This is a genomic window from Chryseobacterium sp. NG-CE01, assembly GCF_055695505.1.
Genome location: NZ_CM146369.1, coordinates 3,478,129 through 3,500,529, shown reverse-complemented (window position 1 = coordinate 3,500,529; position 22,401 = coordinate 3,478,129). Strand labels below are relative to the sequence as shown.

The window sequence follows — 22,401 nt, the reverse complement described above, 5'->3', positions numbered from 1 at the left end:
ATACAAATAAAAACTATGAAAAATTCAATTGTATTTGCAATCGTATTTTCCCTCACAGGAATTTTTGCATCAGCCCAGAATTTTGAAAAGCAGGCTCCTGTCGGTTTTGATCAGATAAAACAAAATATTCCCCATGGAAAAATTGACAGCATTCAGTATCCTTCCAAAACGGTAGGAACGGTAAGAAAAGCGTTGATTTATACACCGCCGGGTTTTAATAAAAATAAAAAATATCCTGTTCTGTATTTGCTGCACGGAATCGGAGGTGACGAAAAAGAATGGTACAAAAACGGAACGCCCCAAATCATTCTTGACAATCTTTATTCCGAAGGGAAATTAACACCCATGATTGTCGTTTTACCTAATGGCAGGGCCATGAAAGACGATCGTGCAACAGGAAATATCATGGCAAAAGATAAGGTGGAAGCATTCGCAGCTTTTGAAAAAGATTTGTTGAATGATCTTATTCCTTTTGTGGAAAAGAAATTTCCGGTAAAAAAAGACCGGGAAAACAGGGCCATTGCCGGACTTTCAATGGGAGGCGGACAAACCCTGAATTTCGGACTGGGAAATATTGATAAATTTGCCTGGGTAGGTGGTTTTTCATCTGCTCCCAATACAAAAGAACCTCAGGTTTTACTTCCGGATCCTCAAAAAGCAAAAGAATTAAAACTGATCTGGATTTCCTGCGGCGATGCCGACGGATTGATGCCGTTTACCAAAAGAACCAGCGATTATCTCAGACAAAACAAAATTCCCCATATTTTTTACATTGAACCGGGCGGACATGATTTTAAAGTCTGGAAAAATGATTTGTATATATTTTCACAACTCATTTTTAAACCCGTAGATCAGAGTGCATTTCCCAATTTTACTGTGTTGGGAATTCCTTCTGAATCTAACATAAGGAATGCTCAGTTTCCACAGGTTTTACCCAACGGAAAGGCTATTTTCAGGGTGAAAGCACCGGAAGCACAGAAAGTGCAGATTGATCTTGGAAAAAAATATGATCTTACAAAAGATCAGGACGGGATCTGGAAAACCACAACAGATTCTCTAAGTGAAGGGTTTCATTATTATTCCTTACTGATTGATAATGTTGCCGTTGCCGATCCTTCCAGCAAAACATTTTACGGAATGGGAAGATACGCCAGCGGTATAGAAGTGCCTTTTGCGGGTGATGGATATTATGCTTTGAAAGATGTTCCGCATGGCGATATCAGAATTCAGAATTTTTTCTCAAAAGTAACCAATTCATGGCGAAGAGTTTTCGTTTATACGCCTCCCGGTTATGATAAAAATCAGAATGAAAAATATCCTGTTCTCTATATTTTGCACGGCGGCGGCGAAGACGAAAGCGGCTGGGCAATGCAGGGGAAAACGAATTTTATTCTGGACAATTTAATTGCCGAAGGTAAAGCAAAACCAATGATCATCGTAATGCCGGATGCCAACATCGGACCTGCCGGGTTCGGAAGCTTCGGGGCTAGAAATCTGCAGATGTTTGATAAAGAATTAAAGGAATCTGTAATTCCATTTACTGAATCTAATTTCAGGGTTAAAAAAGATGCAGCGAACAGAGCACTGGCCGGACTTTCAATGGGCGGAATTTATACCCTGCATACAGGCGTTCAGAATTCAGATATGTTTTCTTCCTTAGGCGTTTTCAGCTCCGGATGGATTCTCCCGTCTCTTCAGGAAGTAGCTGATAGTGAATATAAGTTTATGAATGACAACAAAGAAAAAATCAATTCCAATATAAAGAACTTCTGGATCTCAATGGGCGGAAAAGAAGATATTGCCTATAAAAACTGTCAGATTATGATGAAAAAACTGGATGAGTTAGGCATTAAGTATTCGTATTCCGAGTATCCCGGAGGTCACACCTGGCCGGTCTGGAGAAACAATCTTTATAATTTTGCTCAGCTGTTGTTTAAAGATTCTGAATAGTTTTAGCAGTTACACAGCCGTGTAAATTTAAAAGAGACAATACATTTCTTTTATTGTGATGATAAATAAATGAAAGCTTACAATTTAATTCCAATCCAAATCACAAAAAATGAATTTCAATACCATCAGAAATAAAGCGTTTATCGTAACGATTGTAATACTTTCGGGAAATATCAATGCACAGTCTTACAGAAAAACAGACTCAGGCATCAACGTTACTGTAAAAAATGCAACTGTTGAAGTAAAATGGTATGGCGAAAATACGGTAAGAATCATTAAATATCCTTCCGGAAAAACATTTATAAAAAACAGTCTTTCCGTCATTCAAAAAGAACAGAAAACCAAATTTTCGGTTTCTGAAGGCAAGAACAATATTTTAATAAAAACAAAAGAGCTGCAGCTTTCTATAAATAATACAACAGGAGAAATAACCTATCAGCTGCCATCAGGAAAAGAGCTTCTTAAAGAATCGGGAAGCGCATTCAAGCCTTTTGACGATGCCGGAAATCAAATCCTTTCTGTTTCACAATCTTTTCAGCTTGAAAAAAATGAACCCATTTATGGCTTGGGAATTTTACAGAACGGAAAAATGTCTCAACGGAATACAGACGTGAAAATGATTCAGAATAATACCTGGGATTTTGTGCCGTTTTTTCAGTCTGTGAAAGGGTACGGCATTTTTTGGGACAATGCATCTCCCACGCAGTTTACCGATACACCGGAGAAAACATCGTTCTCTTCTGAAGTAGGAGACGGGATAGATTATTATTTTATCTACGGAAAAAATGCCGACGGAGTGATTGCAGGAATGCGCAGCCTTACAGGAAATGTACCGATGCTTCCTTTATGGACCTACGGCTACTGGCAAAGCAAAGAGCGGTATAAAAGTCAGGAGGAACTGGTAGAGGTGGTAAAAAAATACCGCGATTTAAAAGTTCCTTTAGATGGAATCATCCAGGACTGGCAGTATTGGGGGAATAATTATCAGTGGAACGCGATGGATTTCATCAGCCCCGATTTTCCCGATGCCAAAAAAATGATACAGGATATTCACGATATGAATGCGCATCTTTCCATTTCCATTTGGTCGTCATTCGGACCAATGACCAATCAGTACCGTGAAATGGATAAAAGAGGGATGCTTTTCAATTTTAAAACCTGGCCGGAATCAGGAAGAGACACTTGGCCTCCGGATCTGAACTATCCTTCAGGTGTGCGTGTTTACGACGCTTATAACCCTGAAGCCAGAAACATTTACTGGAAATTTTTAAATAAAGGGTTGTTCAGCCTGGGAATAGATTCATGGTGGATGGATTCTACGGAACCTGATCACCTCAGTCAAAAACCTGAAGATTTGGATACCAAAACGTATCTCGGTTCTTTCCGAAAAGTGAGAAATGCCTATCCGTTGATGACAGTAGGCGGAGTTTACGATCATCAGCGCGAAACCACAAGTGATAAAAGGGTTTTTATTCTCACAAGATCAGCTTTTGCCGGCCAGCAAAGATATGCTGCCAATACTTGGTCAGGCGACATCAATTCTTCCTGGGAATCGTTGAGAAACCAGGTTCCTGCAGGACTGAATTTCAGTCTGACAGGAAATCCGAATTTCAATTCAGATATCGGCGGGTTTTTCGGTGGGTTTTATAAAAGAAACGGAGGCCCTCAAAACAAAATGTTTCAGGAACTGTACGTTCGGTGGTTGCAGTATGGAACTTTTACACCCATGATGCGTTCACACGGAACCGATGTGCCGAGAGAAATTTATCAGTTTGGCCAGAAAGGTGATCCGGTTTATGAGGCAATAGAGAAATTCATCAGATTGCGTTACAGTATATTGCCCTATATCTATTCGGCTTCCTGGGATGTTTCTAAAAATAATTCTAGCTTTCTGCGTGCTCTTTCAATGGATTTTTCGGTAGACAAAAAGAGCTGGGATATCAATAACGAATATCTTTTCGGAAAGTCATTTTTAGTTGTTCCGATTCTGAATGCGCAATATACTCCTGAAAAAATACTTAAAACCGATGAAAATGAAGGCTGGAATAAAACTGATGCCAACAAAAAAGAAAATTCACTTTCCAATGTAGATTTCACACAAAATAAAACGGTGAAAGTCTATCTTCCGGCAGGCGCAGATTGGTTTGATTTCTGGACGAATGAAAAACACAACGGAGGTCATGAAATTCAGAAAACGCTTAATCTTCAAAGCATTCCGTTGTATGTGAAAGCGGGAAGTATTATTCCTTTTGGTCCCGATGTACAGTTTTCAACAGAGAAAAAATGGGACAATCTTACCATTAAAGTTTATCCCGGAGCCAATGCAGATTTCATCTTATACGAAGATGAATTTGATAATTACAATTATGAAAAAGGAAAATACAGCGAAATTCCCTTTCACTGGAATGATAAAGCTGAAACACTGACGATCGGTGCCCGGAAAGGCAGATATCCGGGAATGATTGAGAAAAGGAACTTTCATATAATGCTACCGGATGGTCGGGAGAAATCAATGAGTTATTCTGGGAAGAAAGTGACGGTAAATTTTAAATGATAAAGCTTATTCATGAAACAACGTCTAATAAATAACAAACTATTCATCCTAATTCTGTTTTTTGCAGCAAGAACTTTCGCGCAACAAACTTCAGGAATCGCAGAAAATATCATTTCAGATGATAAAGGTTTTCCTATTGTTTCAAAAGAGGGAAAAGTTGCCGATTTATTTTATGATGCATCCGAAAATGTTGCCGTCATTCGTGCTGCAAAAGATTTACAAACAGACATTCAGAAAGTAACGGGTAAATTACCGAACCTTTCAGCAACAAAAGCTTTCCGCGAATCCAAAATCATTATCGGAACGGTTGGAACTAATAAGCAGATTGATCAATTTATTTTATCCAAAAAAATCAACGCCAAGGATTTGAAAGGCAAATGGGAAAGTTTTGTAATAACAACCATAGAAAATTCAAAGGGTGAAAAACAGCTTGTCATCGCAGGAAGTGACAGAAGGGGGACCATTTACGGGATTTACGAAATTTCAAAGCAGCTGGGTGTTTCACCTTGGAATTGGTGGAATGATGTTCCTGTTAAGAAACGTTCTTCAGCGTATGTCATTCCGGGATATTTTGCTTCGGGCGAGCCAAAAGTAAAATACCGCGGGATTTTTATCAATGATGAAGAGCCTGCTTTCGGAACTTGGGCAAGAACTAAATTCGGAGGTGTCAACAGCAAAATGTACGCGAATATGTTTGAGCTTCTGTTGCGTCTCAGAGCCAATTATCTTTGGCCTGCGATGTGGGGAAAAGCCTTTAACGAAGACGATCCGCTTAATCCAAAAATAGCCGATGATTACGGAATTGTGATGGGAACTTCACACCACGAACCTATGATGCGCGCTCAAAAAGAATGGGGAAACCATCGAAAAGAATATGGAAACGGCGAGTGGGATTATCATACTAATAAAGATGCGCTCGTGAAATTCTGGGAAGACGGATTCCGTCGGAACAAAAATTATGACAATCTCTTAACAATGGGAATGCGTGGTGACGGAGACGAACCGATGACCGATTTAGGAAGTGCCGAAGCCAATTTCAGACAGCTGGAGCAGATAATGACCGACCAAAGAAAAGTCATTGAAAAAGTGACAGGGAAACCTGCAAAAAAGACCCCTCAACTTTGGGCTTTGTACAGTGAAGTTTTGGAATATTACGACCAGGGAATGAAAGTTCCGGACGATGTCATTATTTTGCTTTGCGATGATAATTGGGGAAATGTACGACGACTTCCTGACTTGAATTCCAAAAAACATCCGGGCAGTTACGGAATGTACTATCACGTTGATCTGCACGGTGCGCCGAGAGCCTATCAATGGCTGAATATGACGCAGATTCCGCATATGTGGGAACAGTTGCAGTTAACGTACAGTTACGGTGTTGATAAAATCTGGATTCTGAATGTCGGAGATTTAAAGCCTAACGAATATCCAATGGATTTCTTCCTGAATATGGCTTGGAATCCCGCTTCTTTTACACAAGATAATCTCGGAATTTATGCGGTGAAGTTTGCAGAAGAACATTTTGGAAAGACCAATGCCAAAGAAATTGCAGAAATCATTAATCTTTACTGTAAATACAATTCAAGAGTTTCAGCAGAAATGCTGAACGATAAAACCTACAATCTTCAGAGCGGTGAATTTTTGCAGGTAAGGGATTCGTATTTAGCTTTGGAAACAAGAGCTTTGAGACAATTCATCAATTTAGATGAGGCTTACAAAGATGCCTATAAACAGATTGTTTTGCATCCCGTTCGTGCAATGGCAAATCTTTACGACATGTATTATTCCGTTGCAATGAATCATAAACTGGCAGCAGAAAAAGATTTAAAAGCCAATGAGTGGGCAGATTATGCCGATGAATGTTTTGCGAGAGATGCAGAATATACCAAAGATTACAACCTCAATATTTCCAACGGAAAATGGAACCATATGATGGACCAGACGCACATTGGTTACAAATCCTGGGACGAACCAAAGGAAGGAAATATCAAGCCAACTGTTTACAGAATCACAAAAGAAGAAGCAAAAACAGGCGGTTATATTTTTGAAGAAAAGAATGGTGTCGTTGCAATGGAAGCCGAACATTTCTTTGAAGTTAAAGCTTCAGCAAATACAAAATGGACAGTTATTCCTGATTTGGGAAGAACACTTTCCGGGATTGCATTGATGCCTTACACGGAAAAAACTACTCGTTCAGCAATAACCTATCAATTTAATCTGAAAACTCAACCTTCCGAGGTGAAAATTCATTTCATTTTTGATTCCACGCTTCCGTTTAAAAAAGGCGGACACAGTGTAAAGGTTTATCTCGATAAAAATAACTCAAAAATTATTGGTCTCAATCAGGATTTGACCTGGGCAAACAATTACACCAAAATGTATCCTGCCGCAGCAGCAAGAATTGTGGAAAAAGTTGAAACATTCGTTGTTCCGGCAAATCAAAACGGAAATTTTACTTTGACTGTAGAACCTCTTGACCCTGGAATTGTACTGCACAAAATCATCATAGACAATGGGGGCTACGAAGAATCTTATTTGAAAATGGATGAAAGTCCTTATAAAAGGTAAATATTCGAAATATGAAAAATTTAAAAGATATTCTGTTATTATTTTTATTCATTTTTACTTCAAATCTGAATTTTGCTCAGGGTGAAATATCAAAAATTTCAGCCAAAAGAGAATTCCGATACACCAATCCGATTACAAGAGATTCTGCCATTTCTATGCGCGACCATTTCATGATTAAGGTTGATGATTTGTGGTATTGTGTGGGAACTTCCAATCCTGTCTGGGAAGGGCATAATCCCGGAGTTCGTTTGCTGGTATCAAAAGATTTGATTAACTGGAAACAGCATTCTTTTTTAATTGATGCAAAAAAGCTTCCTCCAAACACACCTTATAACGGAAGATTCTGGGCTCCCGAAATTCATAAAATAAAAGGAAAATTCTACATGACCGTAAACAGCGGGCAGGTTACCAAAGAAGATCCTAAAGGAATGGCGACACACAGCATTTGGTTGTTTTCGGCTGATAAAGTAACAGGTCCATACGAACTGCTGAATGGTCCGCTGACTCCACAATATAACAACGATGCCACTTTGTTCGAGGATGAGGACGGACAGGTTTATCTGTATTGCAGTGGAAATGGATTGTTCCAGGCTAAAATTGATTTAAAAACAGGAAAATTAACCACGCCTATTCAAAAATTCTTAGATAAAAAACAACCGGGGTGGCCGGAATGGATGGTCGGCGGAATCGGAGGACCTTTCGTGACTAAAAAAGAAGGAACGTATTTTATGTTTTTCTCCACTTGGACAAGAGGTTATGAAGTGGGTTTGCTGAAATCAAAATCACCGTTGGGACCTTGGGACCTTGCTTCCCCTGAACCGATTTTCGGAACCCGCAAAAAAGGCTACAGACAACAAATGGCAAAAGATGGAGGATACGAAAACCTTCAGTTTACAGACACTGAAGACCCTTATCAGGAAACGGGGCACAACGCATTATTCATCGGCCCGGACGGAAATCTCTGGAATTCCTGCCACTACTTTATGTACGAAAAACGACCCTATCCGTACAGTCAGACCTTTGAGCCTTGGGAACTGGGTCCGCAAATGGGAATCGAGCCGGTGCATTACAAGGACGGAATGTTTTACATTCATCCGCCAACCTGGACGGAACAAATCATTAAATATTAATAATTAATATGATAAAGAAATATATACTGAATTTTGGGTTGTTGTTTCTGGGAGTATCGCTAAACGCTCAAAATCCAATCATCCAAACCAAATTCACTGCAGATCCTGCACCGATGGTTTATAAAGACACGGTTTTTCTGTATACGAGTCATGATGAAGATGATGCATTCGGGTTTAAAATGAAAAACTGGTTGCTCTATACTTCCACGGATATGGTCAACTGGACTGACCACGGCGTTGTGGCTTCCCTTAAAGATTTCAAATGGACCGATCCGGAAAACGGAGCATGGGCGCCGCAGGTAATCGAAAGAAACGGGAAATTTTATATGTACTGCCCGATGCCCGGACAAAGAGGAATCGGAGTTTTGGTGGCAGAAAGTCCATATGGCCCTTTCAGTGATCCGATAGGAAAACCTTTAGTGAAAAATTCAAGTGACGATATAGACCCTACGGTCCTGATTGATGATGACGGACAAGCCTACCTCTATTGGGGAAACCCAAACCTTTGGTATGTGAAGCTGAACGAAGATATGATTTCAGTAAACGGCGAAATCGTAAAAGATCCATCCATTGCCAAAGTAAAAGGCTCTCCAGATCCTTTCCATTATCAGGAAGGACCCTGGGCGTGGAAAAGAAACGGAAAATATTATATGGCCTATGCATCTACCTGCTGTCCCGAAGGAATCGGTTATGCAATGGGAAAATCGGCAACCGGACCGTGGAAATTTGAAGGAATGATTATGGACAGCGACAGACGTTCCAACGGAAATCATCCGGGAATCATTGATTATAAAGGAAAATCTTATGTTTTCGGATTCAATTACAATATAGGAAAACAGACGATGAGCAAACATTACGAGAGACGTTCTGTCTGCGTAAGTGAAATGAAATACAATGCTGACGGTACCATTCAGAAACTTCCGTTCTGGGATTCGGAAGGTGTACAAAGAATTGAAACGCTTAATCCATATCAAAGAGTAGAAGCCGAAACCATCGCTTTTAGCGAAGGTCTTAAAACCGAGATAATGACCGAATGGGAAAGAAACAATCCTTATGATACCGGTAAAAAAATCACCGATCGTATCGTCGTATCGTCGGTCAACAATGGAGACTATATCAAAGTTCAGGGCGTAGAATTTTCCAAAGGAAGTCATTCTATAGAAGTGTCTGTAGCAGCATTGTACGGCGGAAAAATAGAAATTCGTACCGATGCGATTGACGGAACTGTTTTAGGAACGGTAACAGTAAACGGAAGAGCCGAAGGTGATATTTTCAAAACCATAAAAACGCCGGTTAAAAATATGAAAGGCATTCATGATGTATATTTTGTTTTCAGAGGAGACAGAGACCTTTTCTATTTCGACTGGTGGAAGTTTAATGCAGATTAAGCTGCATTGAATCGGAATTTAGGATCAATAGTAATGGGCAATGTTATCCTGAGCTTGTCGAAGGAAGCCCATTTATAAAGCAAGAATAAGGTTGGCTTTAGCCAAAACTTAATTTTTTTTATGAGTTAAATTAATTCAGTTAAAATTCTAAAATGTTAAGATTTAAACTATTTACTTTCATTTTTTTTATTATTGGATGCTGGCTAAATGCGCAATCTACAGTTTGGCTGGATAAATTAGATCTCAGCGTTGCCACCCAGGGAAACGGAAAACCGGGCATCAATACTTCGGTGGACGGAAAAAAACTGACGGTTGCCGGAGATACATTCGACAGAGGTTTCGGTACCCACGCCGAAAGTTCTTTATTGATAAAATTGAATGGTAAAGCCCATAAGTTTTCAGCATTAGTGGGATTAGATGATGAAATGAAAGGCCATGATCCGGCCGTGGAATTTGAAATTTACGGCGACAACAAAAAGCTTTGGTCCAGCGGAATCATGCATTTGGGAGATAAAGCAAAACCCGTTTCGGTATCATTAAAAGGAATAAAGCAGCTCGAACTTGTAGTAACGGATGGCGGAAACGGTCCTTATTATGATCACGCAGACTGGGTCAATGCAAAATTCGAAACCAACGGAATTGCTACTTTGGAAACATTCAATCCGATTGCTTCGGAACCTTATATTTTAACTCCTAAACCTGCAGCAACACCCCGTATCAACTCAGCAGGTGTTTATGGTGTTCGTCCTGGTTCGCCTTTCCTTTTCAGAATTGCAGCAACAGGGGACCGGCCGATGACTTTTTCTGCAAAAAAACTTCCCGAAGGATTAAAGCTGGATCCCGAAACAGGAATCATTACCGGAAAAATAAATTCGAAAGGAACGTATGAAGTAGAATTATCTGCAAAAAATGCAAAAGGTTCAGCCTCAAAAAAATTAAGAATAGAAGCAGGGGACAGAATTGCACTTACCCCAACGATGGGCTGGAACAGCTGGAACTGTTTCGGGCACGAAGTTTCTGCCGACAAAGTGAAACGTGCTGCCGATGCTTTGGTTAAAACAGGATTGGTAAACCACGGCTGGAATTACATCAACATCGATGATTCGTGGCAGTACAACAGAGATGGAAAAGACCCATCTTTCAAAGGAAAAATGCGCGATGAAAACGGTTATATTTTAACCAATTCCAAATTTCCGGATATGAAAAATCTGGGCGATTATATTCACGGAAACGGATTGAAAATGGGAATTTACTCCTCTCCCGGACCATGGACCTGCGGAGGATGTGCAGGAAGCTATGGCTATGAAAAACAGGATGCCGAAAGCTATGCAAAATGGGGCGTCGATTACCTGAAATACGACTGGTGCAGCTACGGCGGTGTTATTGACGGGTTACCGGGTAATGATGCCAATAAAGTTCCTTCCCTTGCTTTCCAGGGCGGCGGTGATCCTGAGAAAGGCGTAAGACCTTTCCTGTTGATGGGTAACATGTTGAAACAGCAGCCAAGAGATATCGTATACAATCTTTGCCAATACGGAATGGGTGATGTCTGGAAATGGGGTGATGAAGTTCATGCTCAATCATGGCGCACTACCAACGATATAACGGACACCTGGGCAAGCGTGAAAAATATTGCATTGGCTCAGGAGAAAGCTGCTTCTTATGCAAAACCGGGCAACTGGAACGATCCCGATATGCTGGTAGTGGGTGTAGTAGGCTGGGGAAATCCGCACCAGAGCCGTTTAAAACCGGACGAACAATACCTTCACATCAGTCTTTGGAGCATCTTTTCAGCACCGTTGCTGATTGGCTGCGATCTCGAAAAACTGGATGATTTTACCTTAAACCTTCTGACAAACGATGAGGTGATTGCCGTTAATCAGGATGCTTTGGGAAAACAAGGTGTTTGCTTACATACAATCGGCGAACTCAGAATTTATGTAAAAGAACTGGAAGACGGAGGAAAAGCTGTCGCTTTCGCTAATTTCGGAAGGGAAAAAGTTAAGTTGCCATATAAAGATTTCAAAAAATTAGGAATTTCAGGAACTCAGATTGTAAGAGATCTCTGGAGACAGAAAAACATCGCAGACATCAATACCGATAAAGAAATCCTTTCATTGGATATTCCCGCGCACGGCGTTGCGTACTATAAATTTATTCCAACAAAATAATAATAATTATGATTCATCGAAATTTAAAATATATTGCATTACCTCTTCTGTTGGCAACCACTGCTATTTTTGCTCAGAACCCGGTTATTCAGACGCATTTTACACCCGATCCGGCACCAATGGTGTATAAAAACAAACTGTATGTGTACACGGGAGACGATCAGCCGGGATTTGATTTTTATACGATGACCAAATGGCGGGTTCATTCAACCGAAGATATGGTAAACTGGACGGATCATGGTGTTCCCATTTCTTTAGAATCCTTCAGCTGGGCGAGGGACAGAGCTTGGGCAGCACAATGCATCGAACGAAATGGTAAATTTTACTGGTATATCTGTGCTCAGACTGTTGATAATAATATGGCGATTGGTGTTGCTGTTTCAGATAGCCCTGTCGGTCCTTTTAAGGATGCACTCGGAAAACCATTGATTTCAACCGGAACATGGGATAATATCGATCCTACCGTTTTTATTGATGATGACGGACAGGCTTATCTCTATTGGGGAAACAGCAAATTATTTTATGCTAAACTGAATAAGGATATGATTTCTTATGCCGGAAAAATTACGGAAATTCCACAATCAGCTGAATCTTTCGGGGGATTGAGACGTCCCGGAAGAAGTGATGAGGTTTTACAAAAACAGGAAAAGTTTGATGATGTTTACGTAGAAGGTCCGTGGCTGTACAAAAGAAACAATCAATATTACATGATGTATGCAGGTATGACCGGAAAAACGGAATGTTTATCATATGCAACCAGCGAATCACCAACCGGGCCATGGAAATATCATGGGAAAATTATGACCGATCAGCCGACCAACAGTTTTACCAATCATGGAGGAATTATCGATTTTAAAGGGAAATCCTACTTGTTTTATCACACCGGACTTTTACCAAACGGCGGAAGTTACGGACGCTCTACTGCTGTTGAAGAATTTAAATACAATGCCGATGGAAGTATTCCAAAAATAACAATGACTAAAGAAGGAGTAACCCCGGTCGGAACATTAGATCCTTACAAAAGAAACGAAGCGGAAACCATGGCATGGTCGGAGAAATGCAGTACTTCCGAAAACAAGAAAAATGAAGTCTACGTTTCCGATACCAGAGTGGGCGGATTTATAAAAGTCCGAGCAGTGGATTTCGGAACTGGCGCTGCAGAATTTTCAGCTTCAGTAGCTGCAGGCATTGACGGCGGAATTTTAGAAGTCCATCTTGATGAGGTAAAAGGACCAAAGATAGCGTCAATTGATATTCCAAGAACCGGTGGCTGGGAAGACTTTAAAACAATATCATCAAAAATTTCAGAAAAGGTTTCCGGTGTTCATGATGTCTATTTTGTATTCCAGGGGAAAAATATTACGGCAGGAAGAAAGCTGTTTAATTTCGATTATTGGAGCTTTAAGAAAAAATAGAGCGCTACCACAAAGTATCAATGACGAATATGAAATTTTCAAACATAAAAAATCTTTGATTTTAATCTTATGTGATCTGAAATATGTGCAAAGTTGGAACTAAAACCTAATGTGTCTCATGTGCAAAAAACTGTGGATAGACTCTGTAAATTTTAGATAGATATAAAAGATAAGTTCATTCTTAAATGATGACTGAACAACAACTACAAATAAAAATATGAAAAATACGATACAATCTATATTGGGTTTGTTTTTAATGATTTCAGGAGCAGTTTCTGCCCAGAATCCTATCATACAGACCAACTACACCGCAGATCCGGCTCCTATGGTTTACAATGGAAGGCTCTACGTTTATACCACGCATGATGAAGATGATTCCACCTGGTTTACCATGAACGACTGGAAAGTTTATTCCACCAATGATATGGTAAACTGGACCGACCACGGAACCATTCTTTCATATAACGATTTTGAATGGGCAAAACGAGATGCATGGGCTGCTCAGTGCGTGGAAAGGAACGGCAAATTTTTTATGTATGTTCCCATGTGGTCTAAAACTAACAATAAAGGGGCGATTGGTGTTGCCGTTGGCGAAAGTCCGTTTGGACCGTTTCATGATCCGTTGGGAAAACCGCTGGTACAGAGCGAATGGGGCGATATCGATCCCACCGTTTTTGTTGATGATGACGGACAGGCACATATGTACTGGGGAAACCCGAAACTGAAATATGTTAAATTAAATGAAGATATGATTTCTTATTCCGGAAATATTATTGAGGTTCCCATGACAGAAGAATCATTCGGAAAAAGAGATGGAAAACCCAATCCTGAAAGACCCTCAAAATATGAGGAAGGACCTTGGCTGTATAAAAGAAAAAATTTGTATTACCTTTTCTGGCCGGGTGGTCCGCTTCCCGAATTTATAGGATATTCTACCAGCAAAAATCCACAGGGGCCATGGAAATACGGCGGAATTATTATGCCTGCCGAAGGAAAATCATTTACCAACCATCCCGGAGTCATAGATTTTAAAGGAAAAACATATTTCTTTTATCACAATGGAGCTTTGCCGGGCGGGAGCGGATTTACACGTTCTGTCAGCGTTCAGGAACTGGAATTCAACAAAGATGGTTCTATTTCACCTTTTACAATGACTAATGGAATTACCAAAGCCACCGCAACAGTAAATCCTTACAGCTTTAATCAGGCGGAAACCATCGCATGGTCGGAAAATGTAAAGTCGTATCAGAACAAAGAAGCCGGTGTTTTTATTAAAGCCAAAAAAAGCGGTGCTTACACCAGTGTGAAAAATGTGGATTTTGGAAAAAATGGTGCCAAAGTATTTTCGGCAAGAGTAGGAACCACACACAACAGCGAGGTAACGATGGATGTCCATCTTGATAGCGTTACCGGCCCCGTAATCGCCACGATAAAAGTTCCCTTGACAGGCGGAGATAACCGTTGGGAAACCGTGAAAACAGAATTAAAAGAAAAAATGACCGGTGTTCACGATGTATATTTTGTGTTTAACGGAAAAGCAGCAAAGGATGTTATGTTTTTCGACTATTGGACTTTTCTTGAAAATAAATGATTATGATTAAAATAATATCTTACGTATCACTACTATTATGCCTGCTGAGCGGAATTTCAGTTTTTGCCCAGGTTGCACAGGTTATCAGTCCCGATGGAAAACTGAAGCTGAATGTCTTTTCGGAAAACGGAAAAGCGTTATACAACGTAACCTATCAGGAAAAAGTTATGCTGGAGAAATCTCCGCTGGGTTTAATCACCAATGAATCTGATTTTTCTCAGAATTTAGAATTCACCGACAGCAAAAAAGATCAGGTTTCAAAAACGTATACCAACGAAAAAATTAAAAAATCGCAGGTCGATTATAAAGCCAATACATTAACAGTTAATTTTACTAATGCAGACCAATTCAGCATCAGTATTGAATTTCAAGTAAGTAATAACAATATTGCATTCAGGTATCATCTTTTACCCATGAAAGACCGCCTGAGCGCAGTTGTACAATCGGAAATTACCGGTTACCGGTTTCCGTCTCAGACAACTACCTTTCTTTCCCCAATGATGAAGCCGATGACAGGATTTGCCCGTACGGCGCCAAGCTATGAGAGCGGTTATAAAGCAGATGCGGAACTCGGAGCCAAAGCTGATTACGGATATGTTTTCCCGGGATTATTTCACCTCGGAAATAACGGCTGGATATTGCTTTCGGAAACAGGAGTGAACAGTTTATATTGTGCCTCTCATCTGGAAACGACCCCTGAAAAGGGTCTGTACAAAGTCGCTTATCCGGACATGGCTGAAAATAACGGATTCGGAAGTACGGGGGCAGCAATTTCACTGCCCGGTTCAACACCGTGGAGAACCATTACCGTTGGTGCATCTTTACAACCGATTGTAGAAACAACCATTCCGTTTGATGTGGTAGAACCGATGTATGAACCTTCCCGGAAATATCAGTTCGGAAAATCTACATGGAGCTGGATTCTCTGGCAGGACAACAGTATGAATTACGATGATCAGGTGAAATTTATTGATCTCGCTGCTGCATTAAACTTCCAATATATCCTGATGGATGCGCTTTGGGACAAAAATATCGGCAAAGACCGGATGAAAGAGCTTATTCAGTATGCAAAATCCAAAAATGTTGGCGTTATGCTTTGGTACAATTCCAATGGCGCGGCCAATGATGCACCAATGGGACCGAGAAATAAAATGAGCTCATCCGTAGAACGCAAAAAAGAAATGAAATGGCTCAAAGAAATTGGCGTAAAAGGATTAAAGGTCGATTTCTTCGGCGGCGACAAGCAGGAAACCATTCGTCTTTATGAAGATATTCTTTCGGATGCGAATGATTTTGGTTTAAAGATTATTTTCCACGGAACCACATTACCGAGAGGCTGGGAAGTCATGTACCCGAATTATGCCGGAAGCGAAGCCGTTTTAGCATCCGAAATGTTGTATTTTTCTGAAGATGTGCGTAAACAGGAAGCTTTTTTCGCTTCGTTACATCCTTTTATCAGAAACACGGTCGGAAGTATGGAATTTGGTGGAACTTTTCTCAACAAATTTTTGACAAAATCCAACAAGGATAAAAATAAGAGATATACCACAGATAGTTTTCAGCTCGCAACAGCAGTATTATTTCAGAATCCTGTTCAGATGTTTGCCGTAATGCCGAATAACCTGACGGATGCCCCGAAATTCCAGCTGGATTTTATGAAGGAAATTCCCACCCTTTGGGACGAAACGGTTTTCATCGACGGGTATCCCGGAAAATATTCTGTGATAGGAAGAAGACATCAGGATCAATGGTATATCGCCGGAATTAATGCAGAGAAAACAGTTAAGAAATTAAAGATCAGCCTTCCGATGTTCGCAGGAAAAACAGTGAAATTAATCAATGATGATGCTCAGGGAAATTCTTCCGAAAAAGAAGTGAAAGTAAACAAAAACAGTGATTTCACGATAGAAATCCAGCCTAATGGTGGTTTTGTTTTAAGAAATTAAATTTTGACATCAAAGAGAACCCGAAGGGTTCAATATCAATAGCCGTAGGTAAAACCTATGGATAAAAGAATAAGATATTACATTCAACCTCATAGGTTTCAAAAACCTATGAGGTTTAGCAAAAGAAAACAAAAAATATGAAGCACATTAAACTCTATTTTCTCGTCATGTTATTCGGATTCTGCCTGCAGATTGATGCCGCGGAACCGTTCATCACCACGGAAAAAAATTCTGAAACCATTGTTTTAAAAGAGAAAAATTTAAGATTTTCAATTTTTACCAATTCGGGAATCGACAAAGGAATTCTCAGGGCCATTAAAAGCCTGCAATCCGATTTCCAGAAAGTTACCGGGGCCGAGCCGAATTTGCTGAATCAGCTTTCCGCACAGCAATCGCCTTTGATTATCATTGGGACAGCAGGAACAAAATCGATAATTGATAATTTAATCAGGCAAAAAAAAATTGACGGAAAATTATTAACCGGAAAAAGAGAAAAATACATGATCCAAAATGTAAGCAATCCATATCCGGGAATTTCCGAAGCCATCGTGATTGCCGGAAGCGACAAGCGCGGAACGATTTACGGAATTTACGAAATGTCTCAGCAGATTGGGGTTTCGCCGTGGTATTACTGGGCAGATATTCCGGTTGAGGTAAAAGAAAATATCTATTTTAAAAAAGGAATCTACACCGATGGAGAGCCGGCTGTGGAATACCGCGGGATTTTCCTGAATGATGAAGAACCTTCACTCGGAGGCTGGGCGAGAGCTACTTTTGGCGGGTTCAACTCTAAATTTTATGAGAAAGTTTTCGAACTGATTTTAAGGTTAAAAGGCAATTACATCTGGCCTGCCATGTGGGGAAAAGCATTTTATGACGATGATGTGTTGAACGGACCGCTGGCAAATGAAATGGGAATTGTCATGGGAACTTCACATCACGAACCGATGGCTTTGGCACAAACCGACTGGCATCGGTATATCAAAAGAAATAACCTTCCGAACGTCTGGGATTATAATAAAAACAGTGAAGTTTTGCAGAAATTTTGGAAATCAGGGATTGAAAGAAGCAATAACTGGGAAAGACTCGTAACAGTTGGAATGCGCGGGGATGGCGATGAAGCAATGGGAGAGGGAACGAATATTGCTCTGCTGGAAAAAATCGTAAAAGACCAACGTAAAATTATATCTGAAGCTACCGGAAAGAAAGCGGAGAAAACACCGCAGGTATGGGCACTGTACAAAGAAGTTCAGGATTATTATGACAAAGGAATGAAGGTTCCGGATGATGTGATTCTGTTGTTCTGCGATGATAACTGGGGCAATGTGCGGAAGCTTCCGGACCTTTCTAAACCTCTGCATAAAGGCGGTTACGGAATGTATTATCATTTTGATTATGTAGGCGGTCCGAGAAATTCAAAATGGATCAATATCAGTCCCATCCAGCGGGTTTGGGAACAGATGAATCTTTCTTATGAACATAAAGTAGACAAACTTTGGGTCGTAAATGTAGGAGATTTGAAACCCATGGAATTCCCGATCAGTTTTTTCATGGAAATGGCTTGGAATCCGAAACAGTTTAATTCAAAAAACCTTCTGGAATATACTGAAAAGTGGGCCGCACAGCAGTTTGGCGAAAAACATGCTAAAGAAATTGCAAGGATGATCAACCTGTACGCAAAATACAACCGTAGAGTAACACCGGAAACCCTTGACAGCAAAACCTACAGCCTGGAAAATTATAATGAGTTTGAAACCGTTCTGAATGAGTACAGAGCTTTGGCAATCGATGCTTTACGATTAAAAGAACAGATTCCGGCCGAATATCAGGATGCTTATTACCAGCTGGTTTTGTACCCGATTGATGCCTGCAGCAATTTGTATGAAATGTACTATGCCGTTGCCAAAAACAGGGAACTGGCTGCTAAAAAAGATCTTCAGGCAAATTCCTATGCAGATAAAGTGAAAGAATGTTTTGCAAGAAACGCCTATCTCGACAATCAGTACAACAATGTTATTGCAAACGGAAAATGGAAACACATGATGGATCAGATGCGCATCGGGTATAAAACCTGGGCCGACGGAAAAGAAAACATCATGCTTGAAGTTACCTATGTTTTCGAAACGGATGTTCCAAAAGAAAAAGTCTTTCAGGAGAAGAATGGCTATGTTTCGATGGAAGCTGAAAATTTTTCAGGGTTGAATAATTCAGACCGGATCCATTGGGAAGTGATTCCTGATTTCGGAAAAACCAAATCAGGAGTGACAACTTTTCCTCAAAATGCTTACCCGAAAGATGATGAGAATATATATCTTGAATATGATATTAATTTTGAATCCAAAGGAGAATTTGAGGTTCAGTTATTACTGGCTCCGACATTGAATTTTAACCATAATAAAGGATTGCGTTACGAAATTTCTTTCGACGGACAGGCTCCGCAGGTGGTTAATTTCAATGGTCATTATAAAGGAGAACTGGGAAAATGGCAGTCAGAACATATTATTAAATCAGCTACAAAACATCCTATTTCACAGCCCGGAAAACATACCTTACGATTCCGTGTTCTGGAACCGGGAATTGTTCTGGAAAAAATATTGATCAACACCGGAGGTTTAAAACCTTCCTATCTGGGTGCACCCGAAAGCGAAATCCTTCAATGAAATTTCAAAAAATAGTAACCACTATCAAATATGCCTATGAAATAATTATCTCTAATCTCAATTTTCATGTAAATATTGTTTTTATCAAAATGAAAAGATAACAGCAAAAGACCTGATATCACTTTATTTATAATTGTTGCCTGAATCATTTCAGGAGATTTTTCTTGGCGGTTTTTTAATCAGACTGTCTTGAAGGGGATTCTTTGCCCAAATTTTATGCGTGAAAATCACAAAATCAAAACTAAAACATTATGAAAAAACTAGTCAGCCTTTTTACTATTTATGCGCTGTGCCTGCTTTTTAGCAGCTTGTGTTACGGACAGCTTACCACTGTTAAGATCGATAAAAATATTACCTACCAGAATATAAAAGGTTTTGGTGGATTTGTCTGCAGTCCGCAGTTTGCGTATAATCATATGTCAACATCTGAAATTCAGACACTTTGGGGGACGGGAAGTACAGCGGGATATAACATTATGCGATTATATATTCCTGAAGACAGCAATAACTGGAGTGTGGTATTACCTACTGCACAGCTTGCAAAATCAATGGGTTTAACCATTTTTGCAAGTCCGTGGACGATGCCCGCAGCATGGAAAACCAACAATCACGTAAATGCAGTGTATACCGATGCAAACGGCGTACAGCAAATTGGTTATTTAAAACCGGAAAACTATCAGGATTATGCTTTATATCTCAATAGTTTTGTAACCTATCTTCAGTCTAACGGTGTGGATCTGGACTATATTTCCATTCAGAATGAACCTGATGAAATGGCACAATACCAGGGATGCATCTGGACTCCGACGCAAATTGCGACTTTCGTAAAAGATTACGGTCATCTCATCAACTGTAAGGTGATTGCTCCGGAAAGTGTAGGTTTTACTGATAATTTTGCCAACGCTATGCTGAATACCGCTACAATGGCTAATTTTGAAGTGTACGGTGGCCATCAGTACGGATTGATGCAGTCTGCTTACAAGCAATTTCAGAATTATAATAAAGAAATATGGCAGACGGAATATCTCATCAACTGGAATTCAGGAAGTCAGACGCCGCGCGATTTTAACTGGAATCTGGATGCCTTCAACTTCGCTTCAAGTATTAATAATTCCATGCTCGGAAATATCAATGCCTGGATTCATTATGCTTCCAAAAGATATTACGGACTGATGGGAGACGGTACCAACGGCACTGCGTCAGGAGTGATAACGAAAAGAGGATATATTCTTTCTCACTTTGCCAAATATACAACCGGAAAAACGCGTATTGCGGCAATCTGGGGAGACAGTACGGGTGCGCTTCAGGGATCTTCCTACATTTCTTCAGACGGGAATCAGGTGGTTTTAATGGTCATTAATCCTTCCTCAAACACCTATAATCTTAAAGTAGATCTGCCTTTTTATACAACTTCAGGAACAAAAGTATTAACGAATTCTTCGTCTGATATGCTTACAACTCCGGTTTCATTCAGTACCCAGACTTTCCGGCCGGGAGTGGAAATAACTCCGTCCAGCGTAATGACTTTCGTTTTTAACAAAAGTGCCGACAGACCCGTTTCTCTCATGACAGGAGGAAATATTCATTATAATAAAATCGAAACGCAGACAATAACAAATTCTGCCTTTGGAACAGCATTTAACATCAGCAATACAACCGTTACTTTCTCCAACCCAAGTCCATTATTCAGTAATAATATGACCGCTTCCAATGGTTATCTTCAGCTGAATGACCGATACAATAAACTGATATTGCATGTCAACAGCTATACAACGGCAGGGCAGAGCTATTCGGATAATACGACTTTGTACTACATTAACAGTCAGGGAATGGCCAAATCCTATAATTATGGAAGAATTAATTTTCCTTCGGGCGGAAATTTTGATATTACTTTAGATATTTCAAGACAGGTTCTTACGGACGGATGCAAAGGCATTTTAGGACTTAGAAATTCAAACTACGGTTCAGTTTTAACGCTGAATTTAGGAGATGTATACTTTAACGTGGGAAATGAAATTGCTTCAAAATTTAATGGTACTTACTCCGACAGCGACAGCAATATGATGGATGCGCTGGAAAACGGATATTACACATCTTTGGATTTCAGAACAGTTTCAGGAATCACCGCCACCAACTGGCAGCCTGTAAGCGTTAATTCAAACAATATATTTTATGTGAATTCAAATGTAAATTCTACCGCTAATAATGTCATTTCGGGGACCAATTGTTCAAACCTTGTTCTTTCAGATTCAGGAAAAGATTTTCAGGTACCGTTTAATTTCACAACAGGAGCAGCTTCCTACAGCAGGGTATTTAATGGTTATGATGTACTGTTGCTGCCTTTCGAAGCCAATATTCCTTCCGGAGTGAATGTATATCTGATGTCACCCGGAACAACGGCCATTTCCTGCACTCCGGTTTCTAACGGAATTATTCCGGCCAATACTCCGGTGCTTGTAAACGCTACAGGAAACGTTACATTTACCGGTACGGGAAATGTCTCTACCCCGAAAGCAATCACTGTCAGCCAGATGAATGGTGTTTATCATACAATTAAAGTTCCTGCCAATGCCTATGTTTTAAAGACAGAAAACGGAGTAACCGGATTTTATAAAGTTGCAGCAGGCAGCGAACCGATGATTAATCCTTTCAGAGCTTACCTGAGTGAAGAAAATACATATGCTGCCAATATTCTTCCGTTAAATTTCTCAGTGCTTTCGGCAAAAGAGACAGAATTAAATAAGTCTAAAATATATCCTAATCCTGCAAAAACGGAAATTTTTATCGAACTGAAATCGCACAGTGCAATGGCCTCGATTATTGACGCAAAAGGAAGTTTAATAAAAACAGATTTGAAATTGAAGCCAGGCAAAAACAGAATTGATATTTCAGAACTTACTTCGGGAATTTACTTTATCGAAATTTCCGATAAAAACAGTCAGGTCTTTAAGAATAAGTTCATTAAGCAATAAGACGAATCAATTATTTACCTTCATTACCGTCATATCAATCTGTATGGCGGTTTTGA

The 22,401-nt window shown here is 40.0% G+C and carries 11 protein-coding genes; all 11 read left to right on the top strand.

Annotation, left to right across the window (positions count from 1 at the left end; translation table 11 throughout):
- Positions 1 to 15: 15 nt before the first annotated feature.
- Positions 16 to 1,950 carry an alpha/beta hydrolase-fold protein gene (locus ACYT6F_RS16180; protein WP_472598658.1) on the top strand — a complete coding sequence of 645 codons (1,935 nt, stop codon included), beginning with the start codon at positions 16 to 18 and terminating at the stop codon, positions 1,948 to 1,950.
- A gap of 109 nt (positions 1,951 to 2,059) precedes the next feature.
- Positions 2,060 to 4,504: a glycoside hydrolase family 31 protein gene (locus ACYT6F_RS16175; RefSeq protein WP_472598657.1), complete on the top strand. Its 2,445-nt coding sequence runs from the start codon at positions 2,060 to 2,062 to the stop codon at positions 4,502 to 4,504.
- A 12-nt stretch (positions 4,505 to 4,516) separates the two neighbouring features.
- A complete protein-coding gene (locus ACYT6F_RS16170; RefSeq protein WP_472598656.1) occupies positions 4,517 to 7,072 on the top strand; it encodes a glycosyl hydrolase 115 family protein in 2,556 nt (851 codons plus the stop codon).
- A gap of 11 nt (positions 7,073 to 7,083) precedes the next feature.
- The gene (locus ACYT6F_RS16165) at positions 7,084 to 8,202 is read left to right on the top strand and encodes a glycoside hydrolase family 43 protein (RefSeq protein WP_472598655.1); all 1,119 of its coding nucleotides are present in this window, start codon (positions 7,084 to 7,086) and stop codon (positions 8,200 to 8,202) included.
- A gap of 8 nt (positions 8,203 to 8,210) precedes the next feature.
- Entirely contained in the window at positions 8,211 to 9,590 is a 1,380-nt protein-coding gene (locus ACYT6F_RS16160) for a glycoside hydrolase family 43 protein (protein WP_472598654.1), read from the top strand.
- A gap of 152 nt (positions 9,591 to 9,742) precedes the next feature.
- The gene (locus ACYT6F_RS16155) at positions 9,743 to 11,761 is read left to right on the top strand and encodes an NPCBM/NEW2 domain-containing protein (protein WP_472598653.1); all 2,019 of its coding nucleotides are present in this window, start codon (positions 9,743 to 9,745) and stop codon (positions 11,759 to 11,761) included.
- 8 nt (positions 11,762 to 11,769) lie between these two features.
- Positions 11,770 to 13,176, top strand: coding sequence for a glycoside hydrolase family 43 protein (locus ACYT6F_RS16150; RefSeq protein WP_472598652.1), 1,407 nt, complete (start codon positions 11,770 to 11,772; stop codon positions 13,174 to 13,176).
- Positions 13,177 to 13,393: 217 nt separating this feature from the next.
- Positions 13,394 to 14,767 carry a glycoside hydrolase family 43 protein gene (locus tag ACYT6F_RS16145; RefSeq protein ID WP_472598651.1) on the top strand — a complete coding sequence of 458 codons (1,374 nt, stop codon included), beginning with the start codon at positions 13,394 to 13,396 and terminating at the stop codon, positions 14,765 to 14,767.
- Between the two features lie 2 nt (positions 14,768 to 14,769).
- Positions 14,770 to 16,713 carry a glycoside hydrolase family 97 protein gene (locus ACYT6F_RS16140; protein ID WP_472598650.1) on the top strand — a complete coding sequence of 648 codons (1,944 nt, stop codon included), beginning with the start codon at positions 14,770 to 14,772 and terminating at the stop codon, positions 16,711 to 16,713.
- 137 nt (positions 16,714 to 16,850) lie between these two features.
- On the top strand, positions 16,851 to 19,373 hold the full coding sequence (locus ACYT6F_RS16135; RefSeq protein ID WP_472598649.1) for a glycosyl hydrolase 115 family protein: 2,523 nt from the start codon (positions 16,851 to 16,853) through the stop codon (positions 19,371 to 19,373).
- Between the two features lie 251 nt (positions 19,374 to 19,624).
- Positions 19,625 to 22,345, top strand: a complete 2,721-nt coding sequence (locus ACYT6F_RS16130) for a T9SS type A sorting domain-containing protein (protein WP_472598648.1) — start codon at positions 19,625 to 19,627, stop codon at positions 22,343 to 22,345.
- The last annotated feature ends 56 nt before the right edge of the window (positions 22,346 to 22,401 follow it).